The organism is Streptomyces sp. NPDC048751 (assembly GCF_043198595.1).
In the GTDB taxonomy this organism is placed as follows: domain Bacteria; phylum Actinomycetota; class Actinomycetes; order Streptomycetales; family Streptomycetaceae; genus Streptomyces.
Genome location: NZ_JBICUX010000003.1, coordinates 48,954 through 68,232, shown reverse-complemented (window position 1 = coordinate 68,232; position 19,279 = coordinate 48,954). Strand labels below are relative to the sequence as shown.

Below are 19,279 nucleotides of genomic sequence, written 5' to 3'. Positions count from 1 at the left end.
CCAGCCAAACACCCACGACGCGGGCGCGTCGCCACCCCGATGTATTGACTAGGTCTATTCAGGAAGTCAGGATGTGAATAACTCGTGCAACCTCCAGGAGGCAGACCATGTCAGGACCCCGCCCCGTCCGAGCGCCGCGCGGTACGGAACTGAGCGCCCTGGGATGGCAGCAGGAAGCCGCCCTGCGCATGCTGCAGAACAACCTCGACCCCGAGGTCGCCGAACACCCCGACAAGCTCGTCGTCTACGGCGGCACCGGCAAGGCGGCCCGCGACTGGCGCTCCTTCGACGCCATGGTCCGCACCCTGCGCACCCTCAAGCAGGACGAGACCATGCTCGTCCAGTCCGGCCGCCCCGTCGGCGTCATGCAGACCCACGAGTGGGCCCCGCGCGTCCTCATCGCCAACTCCAACCTCGTCGGCGACTGGGCCAACTGGGAGGAGTTCAGGCGACTGGAACAGCTGGGTCTGACCATGTACGGCCAGATGACCGCCGGCTCCTGGATCTACATCGGCACCCAGGGCATCCTCCAGGGCACCTACGAGACCTTCGCCGCCGTCGCCGCCAAGAAGTTCGGCGGCACCCTCGCCGGGACGATCACCCTCACCGCCGGCCTCGGCGGCATGGGCGGCGCCCAGCCGCTCGCCGTCACCATGAACGACGGCGTCGCGATCTGCGTCGACTGCGACCCCCGGGCGATCGAGCGGCGCATCGAGCACCGCTACCTCGACGTGCGCGCCGATTCCCTCGACCACGCGCTCCAGCTGGCCGTCGAGGCCCGCGACCAGCGCAGGCCGCTCTCCATCGGCGTCCTCGGCAACGCCGCCGACCTCCTCCCACAGCTCCTTGCCATGGGCGCCCCCGTCGACATCGTCACGGACCAGACCTCGGCCCACGACCCGCTGGCCTACCTGCCGACCGGCGTCGCCTTCGAGGACATGGCCGCCTACGCCGCGAAGGACCCGGCCGGCTTCACCACCCGCGCCCGCGAGTCCATGGCCCGGCACGTCGAGGCGATGGTCGGCTTCCTGGACGCCGGCGCGGAGGTCTTCGACTACGGCAACTCCATCCGGGGAGAGGCACAGCTCGCCGGGTACGACCGCGCGTTCGCCTTCCCCGGCTTCGTGCCCGCCTACATCCGGCCGCTGTTCTGCGAGGGCAAGGGCCCGTTCCGCTGGGCCGCGCTGTCGGGCGAGGCGTCCGACATCGCGAAGACCGACAAGGCGATCCTGGACCTCTTCCCCGAGAACGAGTCCCTCGCGCGTTGGATCAAGCTGGCGGGGGAGCGGGTCCACTTCCAGGGCCTGCCCGCGCGCATCTGCTGGCTCGGCTACGGCGAGCGGGACAAGGCCGGTGAGCGGTTCAACGACATGGTCGCGAGCGGGGAACTGGCCGCTCCGCTGGCCATCGGGCGCGACCACCTGGACTGCGGGTCGGTGGCTTCTCCTTACCGTGAGACGGAGGCCATGCTCGACGGCTCCGACGCGATCGCGGACTGGCCGCTGCTGAACGCGATGGTGAACGTGGCGTCGGGAGCGTCGTGGGTCTCCCTCCACCACGGGGGCGGCGTCGGGATGGGGCGGTCCATCCACGCCGGGCAGGTGACCGTCGCCGACGGTACGAAGCTGGGTGGGGAGAAGATCCGACGGGTGCTGACCAATGATCCCGGGATGGGGGTGATCCGGCACGTGGATGCCGGGTACGACATCGCGGAGTCGGTCGCCGATGAGCGGGGTGTGCGGGTGCCCATGCGTGAGGGTGAGGGGACGTGAGTGACGTCGGCGGCCCACAGCCTGTACGGCCCACAGCCGCGAAAGGTCCGCCCGCTTCCTTCCAGGAAATGTGGCGCGAGCTGCACCCCCTCGGTCGGCACCCCGACTCCCACGGCTACCGGCGCTTCGCCTGGACTCCCGCCGACGCCGACTGTCGGGCCTGGTTCCGGGGGCAGGCCGAGGCTCGCGGGCTGGCCTACGAGGTCGACCGGAACGGGAACCAATGGGCCTGGCTCGGGGATCCGGCCGCCGGGGACGCCGTCGTCACCGGCTCGCATCTCGACTCGGTGCCCGACGGCGGGGCCTTCGACGGGCCGCTCGGCGTCGTGTCGTCCTTCGCCGCGCTCGATGAACTGCGCGCGCGGGACGTCACGTTCGGCAAGCCCCTCGCCATCGTCAACTTCGGTGACGAGGAGGGCGCCCGGTTCGGGCTGGCCTGTGTGGGGTCCCGGCTCACCGCGGGTCAGCTCACCGTCGAGCAGGCGCACAGGCTGACCGACGGGGACGGGATCACGCTGCCCCGGGCCATGGAGGCCGCAGGATACGACCCCGAGGGCATCGGGTCGGACCCCGAGCGGCTGGCCCGCATCGGGGCCTTCGTCGAGCTGCACGTCGAGCAGGGGCGCGCGCTCGACCTGTCCGGCGACCGGGTGGGCATCGCGAGTGCCATCTGGCCGCACGGACGCTGGCGGTTCGACTTCCGGGGCGAGGCCAACCACGCCGGTACGACCCGGCTCGTCGACCGGCGCGACCCGATGCTGTCGTACGCCGAGACGGTCCTCGCCGCCCGCCGTGAGGCACGACTCGCCGGCGCCGTCGCCACCTTCGGGAAGATCGCCGTCGAGCCGAACGGCGTCAACGCGATCCCCTCCCTGGTGCGCGGCTGGCTCGACTCCCGAGCCGCCGACCAGGAGAGCCTGGACCGGGTGGTCGCCGGCGTCGAGAAGGCGGCCCGGGAGTACGCCGAGGCCCAGGGCGTCGACCTCGACGTGGTCCGTGAGTCCTTCACGCCCGTCGTCGAGTTCGACCACGCCCTGCGTGACGAACTCGCCCGCATCCTCGGCAAGGAGACGGCACTCAAGGTGCCGGTCCTGGGTACCGGTGCCGGACACGACGCCGGGATCCTCTCCGGGAGCATCCCGACCGCCATGCTGTTCGTGCGCAACCCCACCGGCGTCTCGCACTCCCCGGCCGAGTTCGCGGCCGAGGACGACTGCGTGGCCGGGGTGCTCGCACTCGCCGACGTACTGGAAGGACTGGCCTGCACGTGACGCAGACGTACTGGCTGGAGCACGCCTGGCTCGACACCCACGTCGAGCCGGGCGTGACCCTGGAGATCAGCGACGGCCGCATCACCGACGTTCGCACCGGCACCGACGCCCCGCCGCCCGGCGCCGAGATCCTGCGCGGACTCACCCTCCCCGGCCTCGCCAACGCACACAGCCACGCCTTCCACCGCGCCCTGCGCGGCACCGTCCAGGTCGGCTCCGGCACCTTCTGGACCTGGCGCGAGGTCATGTACACCACGGCCGACCGGCTCACCCCGGAGAACTACCACGCGCTCGCGCGGGCCGTGTACGCCGAGATGGCGCTGGCCGGGGTCACGGCCGTCGGCGAGTTCCACTACGTGCACCACGGCCCCGGCGGCACCCCCTACGCCGACCCCAACGCCATGGGCGAGGCCCTCATCGCGGCCGCCGCCGACGCCGGTGTGCGCATCACCCTCCTCGACACCGTCTACCTCTCCTCCGGCTTCGGACAGCCCCCCAACACCCACCAGCTCCGCTTCTCCGACGGCAGCGCGGAGGCCTGGGCCGAACGCTGTTCAGTTCTCAAGGAACGGGATCACGCACGGATCGGGGCGGCCATCCACTCCGTACGGGCCGTGCCCGCCCGGCAGCTGGCGACCGTCGCACAGTGGGCAGAGGAGCGGCGGGCCCCGCTCCATGTGCACCTCTCCGAGCAGACCGCCGAGAACGACGCCTGCCACGAGGCACACGGCTGCACGCCCACGCAGCTCCTCGCCGATCACGGTGTCCTCGGACCGCGCACCACCGGAGTCCACAACACGCACCTCACGGACACCGACATCGCGCTGATCGGTGGCAGCGGGACCGGCACCTGCATGTGCCCGACGACGGAGCGGGACCTGGCGGACGGCATCGGCCCGGCCGCCGCCCTTCAGCGGGCCGGCTCCCCGCTCTCCCTCGGCTCCGACAGCCACGCCGTGATCGACCTGCTCGAAGAGGCACGCGCGATGGAGCTGAACGAGCGACTGCGCACCCGCACCCGGGGCCACTGGACGGCCGCGGCCCTGCTGCGGGCCGCCTCGGCCGACGGCCACGCGGCCCTCGGCTGGGACGACGCGGGCATCCTGGAGCGGGGTGCACGCGCCGACTTCACGACGATCGCGCTCGACTCGGTCAGGACGGCAGGGCCGCTTCCGCGGCTCGGGGCCGAGACGGCCGTATTCGCCGCGTCGGCAGCGGACGTGTCGCATACGGTCGTGGGGGGCCGGCACGTCGTACGGGACGGGGTCCACCGCCTCGTACCGGATGTGCCGAAAGCCCTCGCGGACGCCGTCGCAGCCCTGCGCGGATGACCCTGGGCCGCCCACCCTCGCGGCCCGCCTCCGCCCCCGAACCCCACCCCACCGCCGACCAGGCCAGCAAGGACGCCATGAGCAACGCGACGACCGACAGCCCCGCCCACTCCGCGAGCACCGCGAGCACGCTCATCACCAACATCGCCGCCCTGGTCACGAACGACCCCTCCCTCGGTGACAGATCCCCCCTTGGACTGGTCCAGGACGCGGCCGTCGTCATCGAAGGCGACCGCATCGTGTGGACCGGTGATCGAAGCAAAGCACCCGCCACTGACAATCGGGTCGACGCGGGCGGCCGGGCCGTCCTCCCGGGCTTCGTGGACTCCCACTCCCACCTGGTCTTCGCCGGTGACCGCACGCAGGAGTTCAACGCCCGCATGTCCGGCCGGCCCTACAGCGCGGGCGGTATCCGTACGACCGTCGCCGCCACCCGCGCCGCGACGGACGCCGAGCTGGAGGCGAACCTCACCCACCACCTCGCCGAGGCTCTCCGCCAGGGCACGACCACCTTCGAGACCAAGTCCGGCTACGGCCTGACCGTCGAGGACGAGGCCCGTGCCCTGCGTATCGCCGCCGCCCACACCGACGAGGTCACCTACCTCGGCGCCCACATCGTCTCCCCGGACCACGCCGACGACCCGGCCGCCTATGTGGCCCTGGTCACCGGAGAGATGCTCGACGCCTGCGCCCCGTACGCCCGGTGGATCGACGTCTTCTGCGAGAAGGGCGCCTTCGACGGCGACCAGGCCCGCGCGATCCTCACCGCGGGCAGGGCGAGGGGCCTGCACCCGCGCATCCACGCCAACCAGCTCTCCTACGGCCCCGGTGTCCAGCTCGCCGTGGAACTCGACGCGGCCAGCGCCGACCACTGCACCCACCTGACGGACGCCGACGTCGACGCCCTGGCCAACAGCGGCACGGTCGCCACGCTCCTGCCCGGCGCCGAGTTCTCCACCCGCGCCGAATGGCCGGACGCCCGCCGTCTCCTCGACGCGGGGGCCACGGTCGCCCTCTCCACGGACTGCAACCCGGGCTCGTCCTTCACCTCGTCCGTGCCGTTCTGCGTCGCGCTCGCCGTCCGGGACATGCGCATGACCCCCGACGAGGCCGTCTGGTCCGCCACGGCGGGCGGCGCTGCGGCCCTGCGACGCGACGACATCGGCCGCCTCAGCCCCGGCGCCCGCGCCGACCTGATCCTGCTGGACGCGCCGAGCCACGTCCACCTGGCCTACCGCCCCGGCGTTCCGCTCGTGTCGCAGGTGTGGCGCAGGGGCGTACGGGTCGCCTGATCCGCCTGCCCACGAGCGCTACGGGGGAGCGCCGAGGCAGGTCGGCAAGGCTGTGGGGTTTTGTTGCTCCGTGTCGGGTTACTCCTCGACCGTGAGTCCCTTCCGCAGGCGTACGAGCGTCCGAGACAGCAGCCGCGAGACGTGCATCTGGGAGATGCCGAGCTCGTCGCCGATCTCCGACTGGGTCATGTTGGCGACGAAACGCAGCGACAGGATCTTTCTGTCCCGCTGCGGGAGTTCGGCGATGAGCGGCTTCAACGACTCGACGTACTCGATGCCTTCGAGCCCGTGGTCCTCGTAGCCGATCCGGTCCGCGAGCGCGCCCTCCGAGTCGTCCTCCTCGGGCTGGGCGTCCAGGGAGGAGGCGGTGTACGCGTTCGACGCCGCCATGCCCTCGACGACCTCGTCCCTGGACAGGCCGAGGCGCTCCGCGAGCTCCTGGACCGTGGGGGCTCGGTCCAGTTGCTGGGCGAGCTCGTCACCGGCCTTGGCCAGGTCGAGCCGGAGTTCCTGAAGCCGGCGCGGGACGCGTACGGACCACGAGGTGTCGCGGAAGAAACGCTTGATCTCGCCGACGATGGTTGGCATCGCGAACGTGGGGAACTCGACCCCACGGGAGAGCTCGAAGCGGTCGATCGCCTTGATCAGGCCGATGGTGCCGACCTGGATGATGTCCTCGAGCGGTTCACTGCGGGAGCGGAAGCGGGAGGCGGCGAACTTGACCAGGGCGAGGTTGAGTTCGACCAGGGTGTTGCGGACGTACGAGTACTCGTGGGTGCCTTCCTCGAGGGACTCCAGTCGCTCGAAGAGGGTCTTGGACAGGGCCCGCGCGTCGACGGGACCCACCTGGTCGTACGGGGGTATCTCCGGAAGTCCGGACAGGAAGTCGTCGTGCTCGGCGTCTCCGCCGTGGTCCTGTTCGATGGGATCCAGATGTTCCGGAGGGGGTGTCGACGTCGCCGTCTGGGTATGCGAGGCGTCGAGCCGGGGTGACATGATGTCCTCCATCGTTCTCGGCATATGGCTGCCGGAGCCAGTTCGTGCACTGCGGTGTGCGGCGCCTCCAAAGCCGGCCGTGTCGGGTACGTGTCCTTACTAGCCCTACCCGCTTTCCCGAGCCCCTCGCAAGTGCGTTTCGTTCGCAAATGTCCGTTTGTGGGTGGTTGTTCGGGTGTCGGACTGTGTGAGGAAGGCGTAGTGTTCGAGGGCGTCAGTCAACAGCCACGACCTCGGGAGAGAGACGGCATGGACCACGGGACGGTCGGCAGCGCGCAGTCGGGCCGGCTTCTGGTGGAGGTGCGGCAAGAAGGCTCCAGTGCCGTCGTGACTCCGGCAGGTGAGTTGGATCACCACACAGCGGATTTGTTGCGTGAGCCACTCGAGGACTGCCTCGACAAGGGCTTCAGTCGACTGGTCGTCGACTGTTCACGGCTGGAGTTCTGCGACTCCACCGGTTTGAACGTACTGCTCGGTGCCCGGCTCAAGGCGGAGGCCGCCGGAGGCGGGGTGCATCTCGCGGGGATGCTGCCCGTGGTGGCCCGGGTCTTCGAGATCACCGGGGCGGACGCGGTCTTCACCGTGCACGACACGGTCGAGGCGGCCCTCGTCGGCGACGCCGGCTGAGCCGGCGGACGGGACCGGTGAGGCGCCTGGCCGTCGTGCCTGCTCGTCACCGCGTCCCTGGCACTCGTGCGACGGCGCGTCCCCGACGTCACACCAACCGCTCCGAAAAGAGGGGTGTTCTGCCGGTTCGGTCGGGCAGGAGACACCTGAACATGTCGGTGGCAAATGGTGACAGGAGGACGCGGAACCGGCGTTCCGGCGCCAGAATCGAGGACGACCGGCCGTGAATCCGTAAGGATCGGCGGTGGACCGAGCCGGAACCGTGTGTACTGCAAGAGTCGTGTGTACTGACTGACCGGACAGAATGACTTTTGAATCGTGAACTGGTGAATCGGTGAGGTGAAGCGCTGATGAGCACCACCCGGCCTTACTCGCCGGGCTCCCCTGAGCCCAGCGGCGCTTCCGGGGCGTTCCAGGGAGGCGGCGCGCCGGGGTCCGGGGCGACCCCGGGGGGCGTGCCGGGGGGCGGTGCGTCCGGGGGCGGCACGGCCGTGCCGCCCGCCTCGACGGGAGCGCCGGGGGCGGTGGAGATGTCAGGTGCGCCCAGAGGGCCGGCGGCGCCGGGCTCGACCGGAGCGGCCTCGTCGAGCCGGCAGGTCCGACGGCTGAGCTTCGACGACGCGAGCGGCGTCGTGCCGCTCGCCCGCGACTTCGCCCGCCAGGCGCTGTACGCGTGGGGCTGGCTGCCCGCCGCGACCGCCGACCAGCGGGCCGCCGCCGAGGATGTGCTGCTCGTGGTGTCCGAGCTGGTCACCAACGCGTGCCTGCATGCCGAGGGGCCGGACGAGTTGCAGATCGGCTGCGACAACAAGGTCATCCGTGTCGAGGTCTCCGACCGCGGCACCGGCCAGCCGGCCCCCCGCACCCCCCACCGCGCCGGCCGCCCGGGCGGCCACGGCATGTTCATCGTCCAGCGCCTCTGCCTCGACTGGGGCGTCGTCCGCACCCCCGGCCTGGCCGGCAAGAAGGTCTGGGCAGAACTGGGCGCCCCGGCCTGACCGACACACGGGCCTGCGGCGCTTCGGCGGCCACGCGACCTCACGCAGGCCGCACGGCTTTGCAGGGGCCGGGCCCCGTTGTGCGCGGCCGCGCCGGGGCATGTGCGCCGCGCAGCGTCGCGTAGGCCGCGCTGGGGCATGCGCGCCGAGCAACATCGCGTAGGCGGCGCCGCCAGGCCGAGCCTGGCGTCCGCACGCATGTGAGTGGCTTGCCCGGCCTCCAGCCGTCCCGCACCGCCCGGCACGCTCGGCCAGGGCGGTACGGGGCCGGCTCTGTCACCGCCGACCTCGGGCCCGTGTGGCGCTGCACTCCCGGCTCCGCGCCGACCCCGGCTCGCGGGGACCCCTGATCCTTCCCGCCCCGACCCCGGGCCCGCGTCGCGCCCTCCCGGATCCCTCCCGCGCTCGCCCCGGATCCCCACAACTCCGGCCCGCCCCGTGTCTTCCTTCCTCACGTACCCGGGCGTACCTTGACGGACCGATCTGATGTGCCGTCAGGAATGAGGGACCGTGTCGTATCAGAAGCGAACCGCCGCGCTCGCGACTGTCGCGGCCCTGGCCGGCTCGGCGGTGTGGGGGGCCGCCCCGATGGCCCGGGCCGACGTCGTCGACGTCAACTACGCCTGCAAGACGCCCATCGGCGACAAGAGCGCCGTCTCGCCCATCGACATCAAGGGCGTCAAGAGCGGCTCCGGCTACAAGATCACCATGTCCTGGCAGAAGGGCGTCTCGTCCAGCCCCGTAGAGCTGGGCAAGGGCGCGATGAACCCGAGCGCCACCATCAAGCTCGGCGGCGCCGACAGCGGCACCCTTGCCGTCAACGGCCCCGCCAACCAGGCCGCCATCCCGGCCGACACCCCGATCAAGATCAGCGACCTGTCGGGCACGTACACCCCGAGGAAGAGCGGCAAGGTCACCTTCACGGCAGGCACGCTCACCATCAAGGCCCTCGGTACGACCACGACCTGCACCCCCACCAACACCCCCGGACCGTCCCTCACCCTCGACGTGACGGCGGCGTCCGGAGGCGGTTCGGGCGGCGCGTCCCAGAACGGCGGCACCCAGAACGGTGGCAACCCCGGCGCCGAGCTTCCACAGACCGGCCCCGAGGACTCCGCCATCGCCCTCGGCACGCTCGGCGGCACCGTCCTCCTCGCGGGCGCCGCGGGCACCCTCTGGCTGACCCGCCGGAACCAGCCGGCACGCGCCCGCCGCTGACCTCCGCCGACCCCGGCCCCGCCGAAGCCGCCACCCTCCGCCCTCCCCACCACCGCTGGAGCCGCCGATGTGCCACGTCGTCCGTGTCCTGCTCCTGGCCGCGCTGTGCGTTCTGGGGACGACCTCCACGGCTGCCGCGGCCGATGGCTGGTCGGTCGCGCCCTTCGGTACCGGGCGGCCGTCGTTCTACGTGGAGGGCGTGCCCGGGACGGTCCTGCGGGACACGGTGTCCGTGACCAACCGGGGCACACGACCGGTCACCGTACGGCTGACCGGCACCGGCGTGGCCGTCGCCTTCGCCGAGACCGCCGTGCGGATCCCCGCCCGCACCCGCGCCGACGTCCCGTTCACCGTGCGCGTCCCGGCAGGGAGTACGCCCGGGGACCGGGTCGGCGCGATCGTCGTGCGGGACGCCGACGGCCGACAGGGCACCGTACGGCTGCTGCTGCGGACCGGTGGGCCCGAGCTCGCCGCGCTGACCGTGGAGCACGTGGCCGTACGCGGTGACCGCATCACGTACGAGCTGGTCAACCGGGGCACCACACCCCTCGCGCCGAGGCTCGCGGTGCGCGCGGACGGCGTCCTCGGCCGGGTCCTCGACCGCGCCCCGCGCACCCTGCCCGTCGAACTCGCCCCGGGCAGTCGCCTGAAGCTCACCGAGCCATGGCCCGACCCGCCCGCACTCGACGCCGTCGACGTCCGGCTGACGGTGACCGCCGCGGGCGGCGCGCACGACACGGCCCACGCCTCCGCACGGTTCGTGCCGTGGGGCACGGTGGCGGGCACCGGGGTCGGCGGCGTCCTGCTCGTCGTCACCACCGCGGTCGTACGGCGGCGCAGGCGCCGTGGGGCCGACGAGCGAGCCTCCCAGGCCGTCGGAACCGTCGATACCGCCGAAGCCCCCCAATCTCCAACCTGGAAGCCCGAGTTGACGGGAGCACCGACATGACCGGCAGGGCGCGGTTCGCCACCGCTCTGGTGGCGGCCCTCGCGCTGCTCCTGCTGCCGCTCACCGGGACGGCCATGGCGGACACGCCCACCGTGAAGCTCTCCACGTCGCAGGCCGGCACCGGAGGTTCCCTCACCGTCACCGGCACCGGCTGGCGTCCGCGTGCCCTGCTGATGATCCTGATCTGCGGGCAGTCCGTACCCTCGCGGGGCGTGCCCGGTGGCACCAACTCCTGTGCGAACGCGGACGGCAGGGCCGTCACCACCGACGCCGAAGGACGCTTCAGCAGACAGTTGCCGGTGACCGAACCACCCGTGCCGTGTCCCTGTGTGGTGCACGTGGCGACCGTGACGGGGGCGAAGGCGGAGGCGGACGCCGTCTTCCAGGTCGCCGGGCACCCCGTCGAGCCGTTGCCGGAGGAGACCGGCGGCGGACGCGTCTCCGTGCTGACCGACACCCGGCTGGAGGGCTCCAGCGGGCTGCTGACCTGGTTCGGGGCACCTCCGTCCCGCACGCTCGTCCTCACGGTCGGAAACGTCGGTACGGGCCCCGTGAAGGACCCCGTCTTCCAGATCGGCACCTCGCACGGGGTGTTCGCCCCGCAGTGGCAGGAACAGCAGTGGCGCGGCACCCTCGCGCCCGGCGGGAAGGCGCGCGTCAAACTGCCGGTCGAACTCGCGGCCGGTGCGCACGGCGACTACACGGTGTCCTTGAAGTACGGCGGAAAGGTCCTCGCCGAGCAGCCGTGGGGCGTCGGCCGCCCCTGGGGCGTGACCCTGTTCTGGATCCTGCTCTGCGTGGTCGTGCCGACGGCGTTGTTCCGGATCGGGATGGCCGTGGTGGACCGGGTCCGGCCCCGGCACCCGGGGTCGGCCGGGGGACGTCGGCAGCGCCCCGACCGTCGCCGATCCCGCACCCCGCGCCTGCCCGAACGCACCCTGCGCCTGCCGAGGTCCGGGGCCGCCGACGGCACCTCCCCGACGGCCGGGACCCTGCCGTGGTTCACCCCGGACTCCGACCCGGGCACGGTCGGCCGTCTCCCCGCACAGCACATCGACAAGCCGCACGAAGAAATGCCGCATGACGACAAGCCGCATCACTACAAGCCGCACGACAAGCCGCACGACGACAGCCCGACGAGTCCTACGACTCCCACCAGGAAGGGACCCATGTGAGAACGCGAAGGAGAGCGGGCGCGGCGGGCGTCGCGCTGGTCTGCGGCGGGGCGAGCGTCCTGCTGGGGTTGGCGGTGGCCGCCCCCGCGCAGGCCGCCGAGGTGTCGTACGCGACCAAGTGCATCCCGCCGGCGGGCGTAGGGCTGCCCGACGTCGAGGGCACCACCAAGGTCGAGATCACCGCCCCGGCGACGGCGAAGGTCGGCGACACCGTCGACATCGTCTGGAAGTTCACGCAGGCCGCCTCGAAGAACCCCGACATCATCGACCTGCCCGCGAACTCGGTCCAGCCGTCCGGCACCCTCAAGGCGGCCGGAGCGCAGAGCGCCGACATCGCGTTGCAGGGGCCGCGGGAGAACCCGGCGATCCCCAAGGGCGGCGCCATGGTGCTGTCCGACATGAAGGGCACGCTGAAGCTGACGGCGGCGGGGCAGGTGACGCTGACGCCGGACGCGTACGTGGTCAACGCCATGGGGACCGACACCAAGTGCGCGCCGACGCAGGCCGTGCAGCCGGCCGCGACCATCACGGTGACCTCCGGGAGTGGCGGTTCGCCGACCACCACGCCCGATCCGACGGGCTCGCCCTCGACCTCGCCGACGCCGTCCGGCACGCCCAGCGGGTCCCCGAGCGCGTCGCCGAGTCCGCGCCCGAGCGGCGATGACGGGCAGTCCGACTTCACGGGCAAGGAGGTCCAGGTTCCCTACGCCTGCAAGACGCCCATCGGCGACAAGGAGGCGACCTCGCCGGTGCAGATCAACGCCAAGAAGAACGGCGGGAGTTACAACCTCACCGTGAAGTTCGGGAAGTCGGTGATGGACAGCCCGGCGAACATCCCCAAGGGATCGGTCGAGCCGTCGATGCAGGTCGTCCTGGGCGGCGCGGACACCGGTTCGGTGCGGGTGGCGGGTCCGGCCAACGCGACGGACATCAAGGCCGGCGACCCCATCGAGATCCCCGACCTGACCGGCACCTACAAGCCGGGTGCGACCGGCAAGTCGACGCTGTCGCCCGGCACGCTGACCATCAAGGCCCTCGGTACGACCACGACCTGCACCCCGAAGCAGTCGCTGGTCTCCCTCACCCTGGACACCTCCAAGCAGGAGGGCGGCGCCTCGGGCGGTTCCTCCTCCGGCGGCTCCTCCGGAGGCTCCACCGGCGGATCGGGCGGTACGTCGACCTCCGGCGGCCTCGCCGAGACCGGCGCCGCCGACCACGGCAGCCTCAAGGCTCTCGCCCTGGTCGCCGGTACGGCGGTCCTTCTGGGCGGTGCGATCTTCACCTTCCTGCCGGGCAGACGCTCGCGCTGACGTACACCCCGCACACACGCCCGGAGGGCCACCGCATCCTCGGATGCGGTGGCCCTCCGCGGGACAGCCGGACGTGACGTCAGTTGACGTCGCCCATGAGTTCCTTGACCCGCTTGCGGTACATCCACACCGCCGCACCCGCGATGACGGCGAGGACCGCCTCCAGGGCCACGATGCCCGACTTGTTGAGGTTGACGCCCGCGATGGAGAGCAGGCCGGTCGTGGCGTCACCTGCGGTGACGGCGAGGAACCAGACGCCCATCATCTGGGAGGCGTACTTCGCGGGAGCCATCTTCGTCGTGACGGACAGACCCACCGGGGAGATGGTCAGCTCACCGACCGTCTGGACGAAGTAGATCGCCACCAGCCACAGCGCGGCCGCCTTGTGACCACCCTCGGCGATCGCCAGCGGCGCGAGGAACAGGAAGAACGAGGCGCCGATCAGGACCAGGCCCATCGTGAACTTCACGGCGGTGCTCGGCTCCTTGCCGCGTCGCGCCAGCGCCAGCCAGGCCCAGGCGAAGACCGGAGCCAGCGCCATGATCATGACCGGGTTGACCGACTGGTACCAGGAGACCGGGAACTCCCAGCCGAAAACGGTGTTCTTCGCCGACGACTCGGCGAACAGCGACACCGTCGAGCCACCCTGGTCGTAGATCATCCAGAACACGGCCGCGGCGACGAAGAACCAGATGTACGCGGACATCTTCGACTGCTCGGCACGGTCCAGCTCCTTGTCCCGCTTGATGCGGGCGATGACCAGGACCGGGATGATCAGACCGGCGAGGGTGATCGGGACCAGCAGCCAGTTCAGCGTGTAGTGGCCGGAGAAACCGACGATCGCGTAGAAGACGGCCGCGACACCCGCCCACAGCGCCGACTTGCGCAGCGTGGCCGTCTTCTGCTCGGCCGTGAGCGGCGTCGGGACGACGCTGGAGTGTGCGCTCAGGTGGCGGCTGCCGAGCAGGAACTGGGCGAGACCCAGCGCCATGCCGAGCGCGGCGAGCGCGAAGCCCAGGTGCCAGTTGACGTTCTCACCGACGGTGCCGATGACCAGCGGGGCGGCGAAGGCACCGAGGTTGATGCCGATGTAGAAGATCGTGAAGCCACCGTCGCGGCGCGGGTCCTGCGGGCCGTCGTAGAGGTGGCCGACCATCGTGGAGATGTTGGCCTTGAGCAGACCGGAACCGATCGCGACCAGGCCGAGGCCCGCGTAGAAGGTGCCCGAGCTCGGCAGCGCCAGGGTCAGGTGACCCAGCATGATGACCGCACCCGCGACGGCGACCGTCTTGCGGGGGCCGAGGACGCGGTCCGCGAACCAGCCGCCGGGGAGGGTGAGCAGGTACACCAGCGACAGGTACACCGAGTAGATCGCGGTCGCGGTGGCCGCGCTCATGTGCAGCCCGCCCGGTGCCACCAGGTACAGCGGGAGCAGGGCCTTCATGCCGTAGTAGGAGAAACGCTCCCACATCTCGGTCATGAAGAGAGTGGCCAGTCCTCGCGGGTGGCCGAAGAAGGTCTTCCCGGAGCCGGGGGTGTCCGGGCGGACCGTCGTCAGGCTGGACGCCATGGTCGTTCCTTGCTGGGGGGCTTTCCTTTCGAGGCCGGCGGATGCCGACCCGCACACAAAAGAGACCTTCAGCGGCAGATGAGCGCCAAAGGTCCCCGTGGTGCTACAGGCGTAGATTCACCATACGGCAGGACAGTGCCGGATATGGAAGGACTTGAGACAGGTATCACAGGGGATCAAGGAACCCTGGGCGCTGTTTCGAAGGTCCTTCTCAGGATGACACCCCGCGACCACAGGTCCGTACCAAGATCGCGGCAGGTGGTGCGGGGGGTCCGTGAGGGAACTGTGCGCAGGTGTGTCCGGCATGTCCACGGGTGTCCTTCGGTAAGAAACAGAGGCGCCGATCACACCTCTGAGTGACCACCGGGCGGACTACCATCAGCTCATGACCCGTGTACTGCTCGCCGAGGACGACGCGTCCATCTCGGAGCCGCTGGCCCGCGCACTGCGCCGGGAAGGTTACGAGGTCGAGGTCCGTGAGGACGGCCCGACGGCGCTCGACGCCGGCATCCAGGGCGGCATCGACCTGGTCGTGCTGGACCTCGGCCTGCCCGGCATGGACGGTCTCGAGGTGGCCCGCCGGCTGCGCGCCGAGGGGCACACCATCCCCATCCTGATCCTGACCGCGCGCGCCGACGAGGTGGACACCGTGGTCGGCCTCGACGCGGGCGCCGACGACTACGTCACCAAGCCCTTCCGGCTCGCCGAGCTGCTCGCCCGCGTCCGGGCCCTGCTGCGGCGCGGTGCCGCCGAGCCGCAGCAGCCGCCCGCCACCCACGGCGTGCGCATCGACGTCGAGTCGCACCGCGCGTGGATGGGCGACGAGGAGCTCCAGCTCACCGCCAAGGAGTTCGACCTGCTGCGGGTCCTGGTGCGGGACGCGGGCCGGGTCGTCACCCGCGACCAGCTGATGCGCGAGGTCTGGGACACGACCTGGTGGTCGTCGACCAAGACCCTCGACATGCACATCTCCTGGCTGCGCAAGAAGCTGGGCGACGACGCGGCCAACCCCCGCTACATCGCTACCGTGCGTGGCGTGGGTTTCCGCTTCGAGAAGAGCTGAGCCCGCGGGACCCCTCGGGACAACGGGCTTTGCGGGATAAGAGGACATGCGTCGCCGACTGATCCAGTCCACGCTCGCCGTGGTTCTCGTCGTCATCGCGGTCTTCGGCGTGTCCCTGGTGATCGTCGAGAGCCGCACGATCAGCAGCAGCGCCCAGGAACGCGTGGACTCCGAGGCGGTCCGGCTGGTCGGCATCGTGGACAGCCGACTGCTCGGCAAGGAGGACGTCACCGCGGCCATCCTGCACGACCAGGTCACGCAGGACCGTTACGCCGTGATCCGGATCCCCGGGCGGCCGGACATCGCGATCGGCGAGAAGCCGGCCGGGGACGTCATCCACGCCGAGGAGCGGGGCGAGGGGGGCGAGCTCGTCCGGGTCGAGGAGCCGCGCTCCACCGTGACCCGCGAGGTCGGCCGCACGCTGCTGATCATCGGCGCGGTCGCGTTGCTCGCGGTGATCGCCGCCGTCCTCCTCGCGATCCGCCAGGCCAACCGCCTGGCCTCGCCGCTGACCGACCTCGCCGAGACCGCCGAGCGCCTCGGCTCGGGCGACCCGCGCCCCCGCCACAAGCGGTACGGCGTCCATGAGCTGGACCGGGTCGCGGACGTCCTCGACTCCTCCGCCGAGCGCATCGCCCGTATGCTCACCGCCGAGCGCCGCCTCGCCGCCGACGCCTCCCACCAGCTGCGCACGCCGCTCACCGCGCTGTCGATGCGGCTGGAGGAGATCACCCTCACCGACGACCCGGACACGGTGAAGGAGGAGGCGACCATCGCGCTCACCCAGGTGGAACGCCTGACGGACGTCGTGGAACGCCTCCTGACCAACTCCCGCGACCCGCGCACGGGCTCCGCCGTCTCCTTCGACCTCGACGAGGTCATCCAGCAGCAGCTCGCGGAGTGGCGCCCGGCGTACCGCAGCGCGGGCCGCGCGATCGTCAGCTCGGGCAAGCGCCACCTCCAGGCCGTCGGCACGCCCGGTGCCGTGGCGCAGGTCCTGGCGGCGCTGATCGAGAACTCGCTGATGCACGGGGGCGGCACGGTCGCGATGCGCACCCGCGTCATCGGCAACCAGGCGGTCGTCGAGGTGACCGACGAGGGCCCCGGTGTCCCCGCCGACCTCGGCGCGCGGATCTTCGAGCGGACGATCAGCGGACGCAACTCCACCGGCATCGGCCTGGCCGTCGCCCGCGACCTCGCCGAGGCCGACGGCGGCCGCCTGGAGATGCTCCAGGCCCAGCCCCCGGTCTTCGGCCTGTTCCTGGCCCGCACCCCCGTGAAGCGGGCGCCGGCACCGGACGACGAGGAACCGACGGTCCGCTGAGGCGGTGCCGTGCGGCGGGTGTCAGCTGACCACCCGGGTCCTCGGCTTTTCCTTCGCCTCCGCCTCGAGGAACGATTCCGCGTCGGCGACGGCCTCGCGGGCCGGCAGCGCGCGGAACACCCAGGTGCGGTAGGACCAGAAGCGGAAGAGGGTGGCGACGCCGATGCCGAGGAACTTGAAGACGTTGCTCTGGATCGGGCTGTCCCAGCCGAAGCCGTACGTCGCCGCGTACAGGATGCCGTTCTCGATGACCAGGCCGACGACGCTGAACAGCAGGAACAGCGTGAGTTCCTTGCTGCGGCGGCTCCTGTCGCGGTCCCGGTAGGTGAAGTAGCGGAAGCCGACGTAGTTGAAGGCGATCGCGACGACGGTCGCGATGACACTGGCCCGCACCACCTGGAGATCGGTGACGTGGCGTACCAGGTTGAACACGCCCAGGTTGACGAGGAGCCCGGCACCGCCCACCGCGCCGAATTTGGCCACTTCGTGTACGAGCCGTCGAAGCCTCGAGGAACCACGTTCCATGGTCGTACAGGCCCCCGTCCGGTCGGATTTCGTCAACCCAGTCATGCTAACCACCCCCACAGGGGTTTTCCTGTGGACCGGCTCACGGGTCGGCCACAGCTCGGAAAGAGGTCGGAAAACGCCCGTTATGAGGCCGGAAAATGGCGGGTAAGAGGCGCGGAATCCGGCCCGCTTGGCCTGGCCGATACCCTGGGGGCGTGACGTTCCCGGTAGTCGGCATGGTCGGCGGGGGCCAGCTCGCGCGTATGACGCACGAAGCGGGCATCCCGTTGGGCATCAGGTTCAAGCTCCTCAGTGACACTCCTCAGGATTCCGCGGCGCAGGTCGTCAGCGATGTCGTCGTCGGCGACTATCGCGACCTGGAGACGCTGCGCGAGTTCGCGCGCGGCTGTGACGTGATCACCTTCGATCACGAGCACGTGCCGACCGAGCACCTCAGGGCCCTGGAGGCGGACGGCATCCCCGTGCGCCCCGGCCCCGACGCGCTCGTGCACGCCCAGGACAAGGGTGTGATGCGCGCGAAACTCGACGCGATCGGCGTGCCGTGTCCACGCCACCGTCTCGTCAGCGACCCGCAGGACGTGGCGGCCTTCGCGGCGGAAGGGGACGGCTTCCCCGTCGTCCTCAAGACCGTGCGCGGCGGCTACGACGGCAAGGGCGTGTGGGTGGTGGACTCCGTCGAGGAGGCCGCCGACCCCTTCCGCGCCGGCGTCCCCGTGCTCGCCGAGGAGAAGGTCGACTTCGTCCGCGAGCTCGCCGCCAACGTCGTACGCTCCCCGCACGGCCAGGCCGTGGCCTACCCGGTCGTCGAGTCGCAGCAGGTCAACGGCGTCTGCGACACGGTGATCGCGCCCGCCCCCGACCTCGACGAGGGCCTGGCCCTGCGCGCCGAGGAGATGGCGCTGCGGATAGCCCAGGAGCTCGGTGTCGTCGGCCACCTCGCCGTCGAGCTGTTCCAGACCCGCGACGGCCGCATCCTCGTCAACGAGCTGGCGATGCGCCCGCACAACTCCGGCCACTGGTCGATGGACGGCGCGGTCACCTCGCAGTTCGCCAACCACGTCCGCGCGGTCCTCGACCTCCCGCTCGGCGACCCGCGCCCGCGCGCGAAGTGGACGGTCATGGTCAACGTCCTGGGCGGCGACTACCCGGACATGTACTCCGCGTACCTGCACTGCATGGCCCGCGACCCCCAGCTCAAGATCCACATGTACGGCAAGGACGTGAAGCCCGGCCGCAAGGTCGGCCACGTCAACACCTACGGCGACCACCTCGACGACGTGCTGGAGCGCGCCCGTCACGCAGCCGGCTACCTGAGAGGCACGATCACCGAATGAGCCCTGTTGTTGGCATCGTCATGGGTTCGGACTCCGACTGGCCCGTCATGGAGGCCGCGGCCCAGGCCCTCGACGAGTTCGAGATCGGCTACGAGGTCGACGTCGTCTCCGCACACCGCATGCCGCGCGAGATGATCGCGTACGGCGAGCAGGCCGCGGACCGGGGGATCAAGGTGATCATCGCCGGGGCGGGCGGCGCCGCCCACCTGCCCGGCATGCTCGCCTCGGTGACCCCGCTGCCGGTGATCGGCGTGCCCGTGCCGCTGAAGTACCTGGACGGCATGGACTCCCTGCTGTCGATCGTGCAGATGCCGGCCGGTGTCCCGGTCGCCACCGTCTCGGTCGCCGGCGCCCGCAACGCCGGCCTGCTCGCGGCCCGCATCCTCGCCGCGCACGACGAGGAACTCCTCGGCCGTATGCGGGAGTTCCAGCAGGAACTGAACGACCAGGCCACCGAGAAGGGCAAGCGCCTGCGCTCCAAGGTCGAGGGCTCGGGCGCCGGCTTCGGCTTCGGCAAGTGA

At 71.1% G+C, this 19,279-nt stretch carries 17 protein-coding genes; 14 read left to right on the top strand and 3 right to left on the bottom strand.

The features are described 5' to 3' along the window. Window positions 1-107: 107 nt before the first annotated feature. The 4 genes from hutU to hutI all read left to right on the top strand — a co-directional run bounded on the left by hutU (window position 108) and on the right by hutI (window position 5,666). Entirely contained in the window at window positions 108-1,772 is a 1,665-nt protein-coding gene (gene hutU, locus ACGFNV_RS11900) for a urocanate hydratase (protein ID WP_393621594.1), read from the top strand. Between the two features lie 68 nt (window positions 1,773-1,840). After that, window positions 1,841-3,043 carry an allantoate amidohydrolase gene (locus tag ACGFNV_RS11895; protein ID WP_393621592.1) on the top strand — a complete coding sequence of 401 codons (1,203 nt, stop codon included), beginning with the start codon at window positions 1,841-1,843 and terminating at the stop codon, window positions 3,041-3,043. Next, window positions 3,040-4,374, top strand: a complete 1,335-nt coding sequence (locus tag ACGFNV_RS11890; protein WP_393621591.1) for a formimidoylglutamate deiminase — start codon at window positions 3,040-3,042, stop codon at window positions 4,372-4,374. The genes ACGFNV_RS11895 and ACGFNV_RS11890 overlap by 4 nt, the downstream gene beginning before the upstream one ends. Continuing rightward, on the top strand, window positions 4,371-5,666 hold the full coding sequence (gene hutI / locus ACGFNV_RS11885) for an imidazolonepropionase (protein ID WP_393621589.1): 1,296 nt from the start codon (window positions 4,371-4,373) through the stop codon (window positions 5,664-5,666). The genes ACGFNV_RS11890 and hutI overlap by 4 nt, the downstream gene beginning before the upstream one ends. Window positions 5,667-5,744: 78 nt before the next feature. Here hutI and ACGFNV_RS11880 read toward each other — a convergent pair whose 3' ends face one another. Further along, window positions 5,745-6,662, bottom strand: a complete 918-nt coding sequence (locus ACGFNV_RS11880; RefSeq protein WP_393621587.1) for an RNA polymerase sigma factor SigF — start codon at window positions 6,660-6,662, stop codon at window positions 5,745-5,747. A gap of 249 nt (window positions 6,663-6,911) precedes the next feature. On the opposite strand from ACGFNV_RS11880, the gene ACGFNV_RS11875 reads away from it, so the two are divergent. From ACGFNV_RS11875 to ACGFNV_RS11850, 6 genes are all read left to right on the top strand, one after another. Further along, on the top strand, window positions 6,912-7,289 hold the full coding sequence (locus ACGFNV_RS11875) for an STAS domain-containing protein (protein ID WP_393621586.1): 378 nt from the start codon (window positions 6,912-6,914) through the stop codon (window positions 7,287-7,289). Window positions 7,290-7,639: 350 nt separating this feature from the next. After that, the gene (locus tag ACGFNV_RS11870; RefSeq protein WP_393621584.1) at window positions 7,640-8,287 is read left to right on the top strand and encodes an ATP-binding protein; all 648 of its coding nucleotides are present in this window, start codon (window positions 7,640-7,642) and stop codon (window positions 8,285-8,287) included. Between the two features lie 510 nt (window positions 8,288-8,797). After that, complete coding sequence (locus tag ACGFNV_RS11865) at window positions 8,798-9,505, top strand: LPXTG cell wall anchor domain-containing protein (RefSeq protein WP_393621582.1); 708 nt, start codon at window positions 8,798-8,800, stop codon at window positions 9,503-9,505. A 67-nt stretch (window positions 9,506-9,572) separates the two neighbouring features. Next, window positions 9,573-10,454: a hypothetical protein gene (locus ACGFNV_RS11860; RefSeq protein WP_393621581.1), complete on the top strand. Its 882-nt coding sequence runs from the start codon at window positions 9,573-9,575 to the stop codon at window positions 10,452-10,454. After that, entirely contained in the window at window positions 10,451-11,629 is a 1,179-nt protein-coding gene (locus tag ACGFNV_RS11855) for a hypothetical protein (RefSeq protein ID WP_393621579.1), read from the top strand. The genes ACGFNV_RS11860 and ACGFNV_RS11855 overlap by 4 nt, the downstream gene beginning before the upstream one ends. Next, entirely contained in the window at window positions 11,626-12,939 is a 1,314-nt protein-coding gene (locus ACGFNV_RS11850; RefSeq protein WP_393621577.1) for a hypothetical protein, read from the top strand. The genes ACGFNV_RS11855 and ACGFNV_RS11850 overlap by 4 nt, the downstream gene beginning before the upstream one ends. A gap of 79 nt (window positions 12,940-13,018) precedes the next feature. Here ACGFNV_RS11850 and ACGFNV_RS11845 read toward each other — a convergent pair whose 3' ends face one another. Next, on the bottom strand, window positions 13,019-14,509 hold the full coding sequence (locus tag ACGFNV_RS11845) for an oligopeptide:H+ symporter (RefSeq protein ID WP_393621576.1): 1,491 nt from the start codon (window positions 14,507-14,509) through the stop codon (window positions 13,019-13,021). Window positions 14,510-14,894: 385 nt separating this feature from the next. Here ACGFNV_RS11845 and ACGFNV_RS11840 point away from each other — a divergent pair, with 385 nt between their 5' ends. Then, window positions 14,895-15,572, top strand: a complete 678-nt coding sequence (locus ACGFNV_RS11840; protein WP_037677291.1) for a response regulator transcription factor — start codon at window positions 14,895-14,897, stop codon at window positions 15,570-15,572. A gap of 46 nt (window positions 15,573-15,618) precedes the next feature. Continuing rightward, window positions 15,619-16,896 carry an ATP-binding protein gene (locus ACGFNV_RS11835; RefSeq protein WP_393621574.1) on the top strand — a complete coding sequence of 426 codons (1,278 nt, stop codon included), beginning with the start codon at window positions 15,619-15,621 and terminating at the stop codon, window positions 16,894-16,896. 21 nt (window positions 16,897-16,917) lie between these two features. Here ACGFNV_RS11835 and ACGFNV_RS11830 read toward each other — a convergent pair whose 3' ends face one another. Continuing rightward, the gene (locus ACGFNV_RS11830; protein WP_133929154.1) at window positions 16,918-17,421 is read right to left on the bottom strand and encodes a GtrA family protein; all 504 of its coding nucleotides are present in this window, start codon (window positions 17,419-17,421) and stop codon (window positions 16,918-16,920) included. Between the two features lie 197 nt (window positions 17,422-17,618). Here ACGFNV_RS11830 and ACGFNV_RS11825 point away from each other — a divergent pair, with 197 nt between their 5' ends. Together ACGFNV_RS11825 and purE are read left to right on the top strand one after the other, a co-directional pair. Then, entirely contained in the window at window positions 17,619-18,758 is a 1,140-nt protein-coding gene (locus tag ACGFNV_RS11825; protein WP_393621572.1) for a 5-(carboxyamino)imidazole ribonucleotide synthase, read from the top strand. Beyond that, window positions 18,755-19,279 carry a 5-(carboxyamino)imidazole ribonucleotide mutase gene (gene purE / locus ACGFNV_RS11820; protein ID WP_133928627.1) on the top strand — a complete coding sequence of 175 codons (525 nt, stop codon included), beginning with the start codon at window positions 18,755-18,757 and terminating at the stop codon, window positions 19,277-19,279. Before ACGFNV_RS11825 ends, purE begins: the two co-directional genes overlap by 4 nt.

Excerpts from the sequence above, each read along its gene's own strand:
- hutU (WP_393621594.1), top strand. The coding sequence starts at position 108 with ATGTCAGGACCCCGCCCCGTCCGAGCGCCGCGCGGTACGGAACTGAGC.
- ACGFNV_RS11895 (WP_393621592.1), top strand. The coding sequence starts at position 1,841 with ATGTGGCGCGAGCTGCACCCCCTCGGTCGGCACCCCGACTCCCACGGC.
- hutI (WP_393621589.1), top strand. The coding sequence starts at position 4,371 with ATGACCCTGGGCCGCCCACCCTCGCGGCCCGCCTCCGCCCCCGAACCC.
- ACGFNV_RS11880 (WP_393621587.1), bottom strand. The coding sequence starts at position 6,662 with ATGTCACCCCGGCTCGACGCCTCGCATACCCAGACGGCGACGTCGACA.
- ACGFNV_RS11875 (WP_393621586.1), top strand. The coding sequence starts at position 6,912 with ATGGACCACGGGACGGTCGGCAGCGCGCAGTCGGGCCGGCTTCTGGTG.
- ACGFNV_RS11870 (WP_393621584.1), top strand. The coding sequence starts at position 7,640 with ATGAGCACCACCCGGCCTTACTCGCCGGGCTCCCCTGAGCCCAGCGGC.
- ACGFNV_RS11860 (WP_393621581.1), top strand. The coding sequence starts at position 9,573 with ATGTGCCACGTCGTCCGTGTCCTGCTCCTGGCCGCGCTGTGCGTTCTG.
- ACGFNV_RS11855 (WP_393621579.1), top strand. The coding sequence starts at position 10,451 with ATGACCGGCAGGGCGCGGTTCGCCACCGCTCTGGTGGCGGCCCTCGCG.
- ACGFNV_RS11845 (WP_393621576.1), bottom strand. The coding sequence starts at position 14,509 with ATGGCGTCCAGCCTGACGACGGTCCGCCCGGACACCCCCGGCTCCGGG.
- ACGFNV_RS11840 (WP_037677291.1), top strand. The coding sequence starts at position 14,895 with ATGACCCGTGTACTGCTCGCCGAGGACGACGCGTCCATCTCGGAGCCG.
- ACGFNV_RS11835 (WP_393621574.1), top strand. The coding sequence starts at position 15,619 with ATGCGTCGCCGACTGATCCAGTCCACGCTCGCCGTGGTTCTCGTCGTC.
- ACGFNV_RS11830 (WP_133929154.1), bottom strand. The coding sequence starts at position 17,421 with ATGGAACGTGGTTCCTCGAGGCTTCGACGGCTCGTACACGAAGTGGCC.
- purE (WP_133928627.1), top strand. The coding sequence starts at position 18,755 with ATGAGCCCTGTTGTTGGCATCGTCATGGGTTCGGACTCCGACTGGCCC.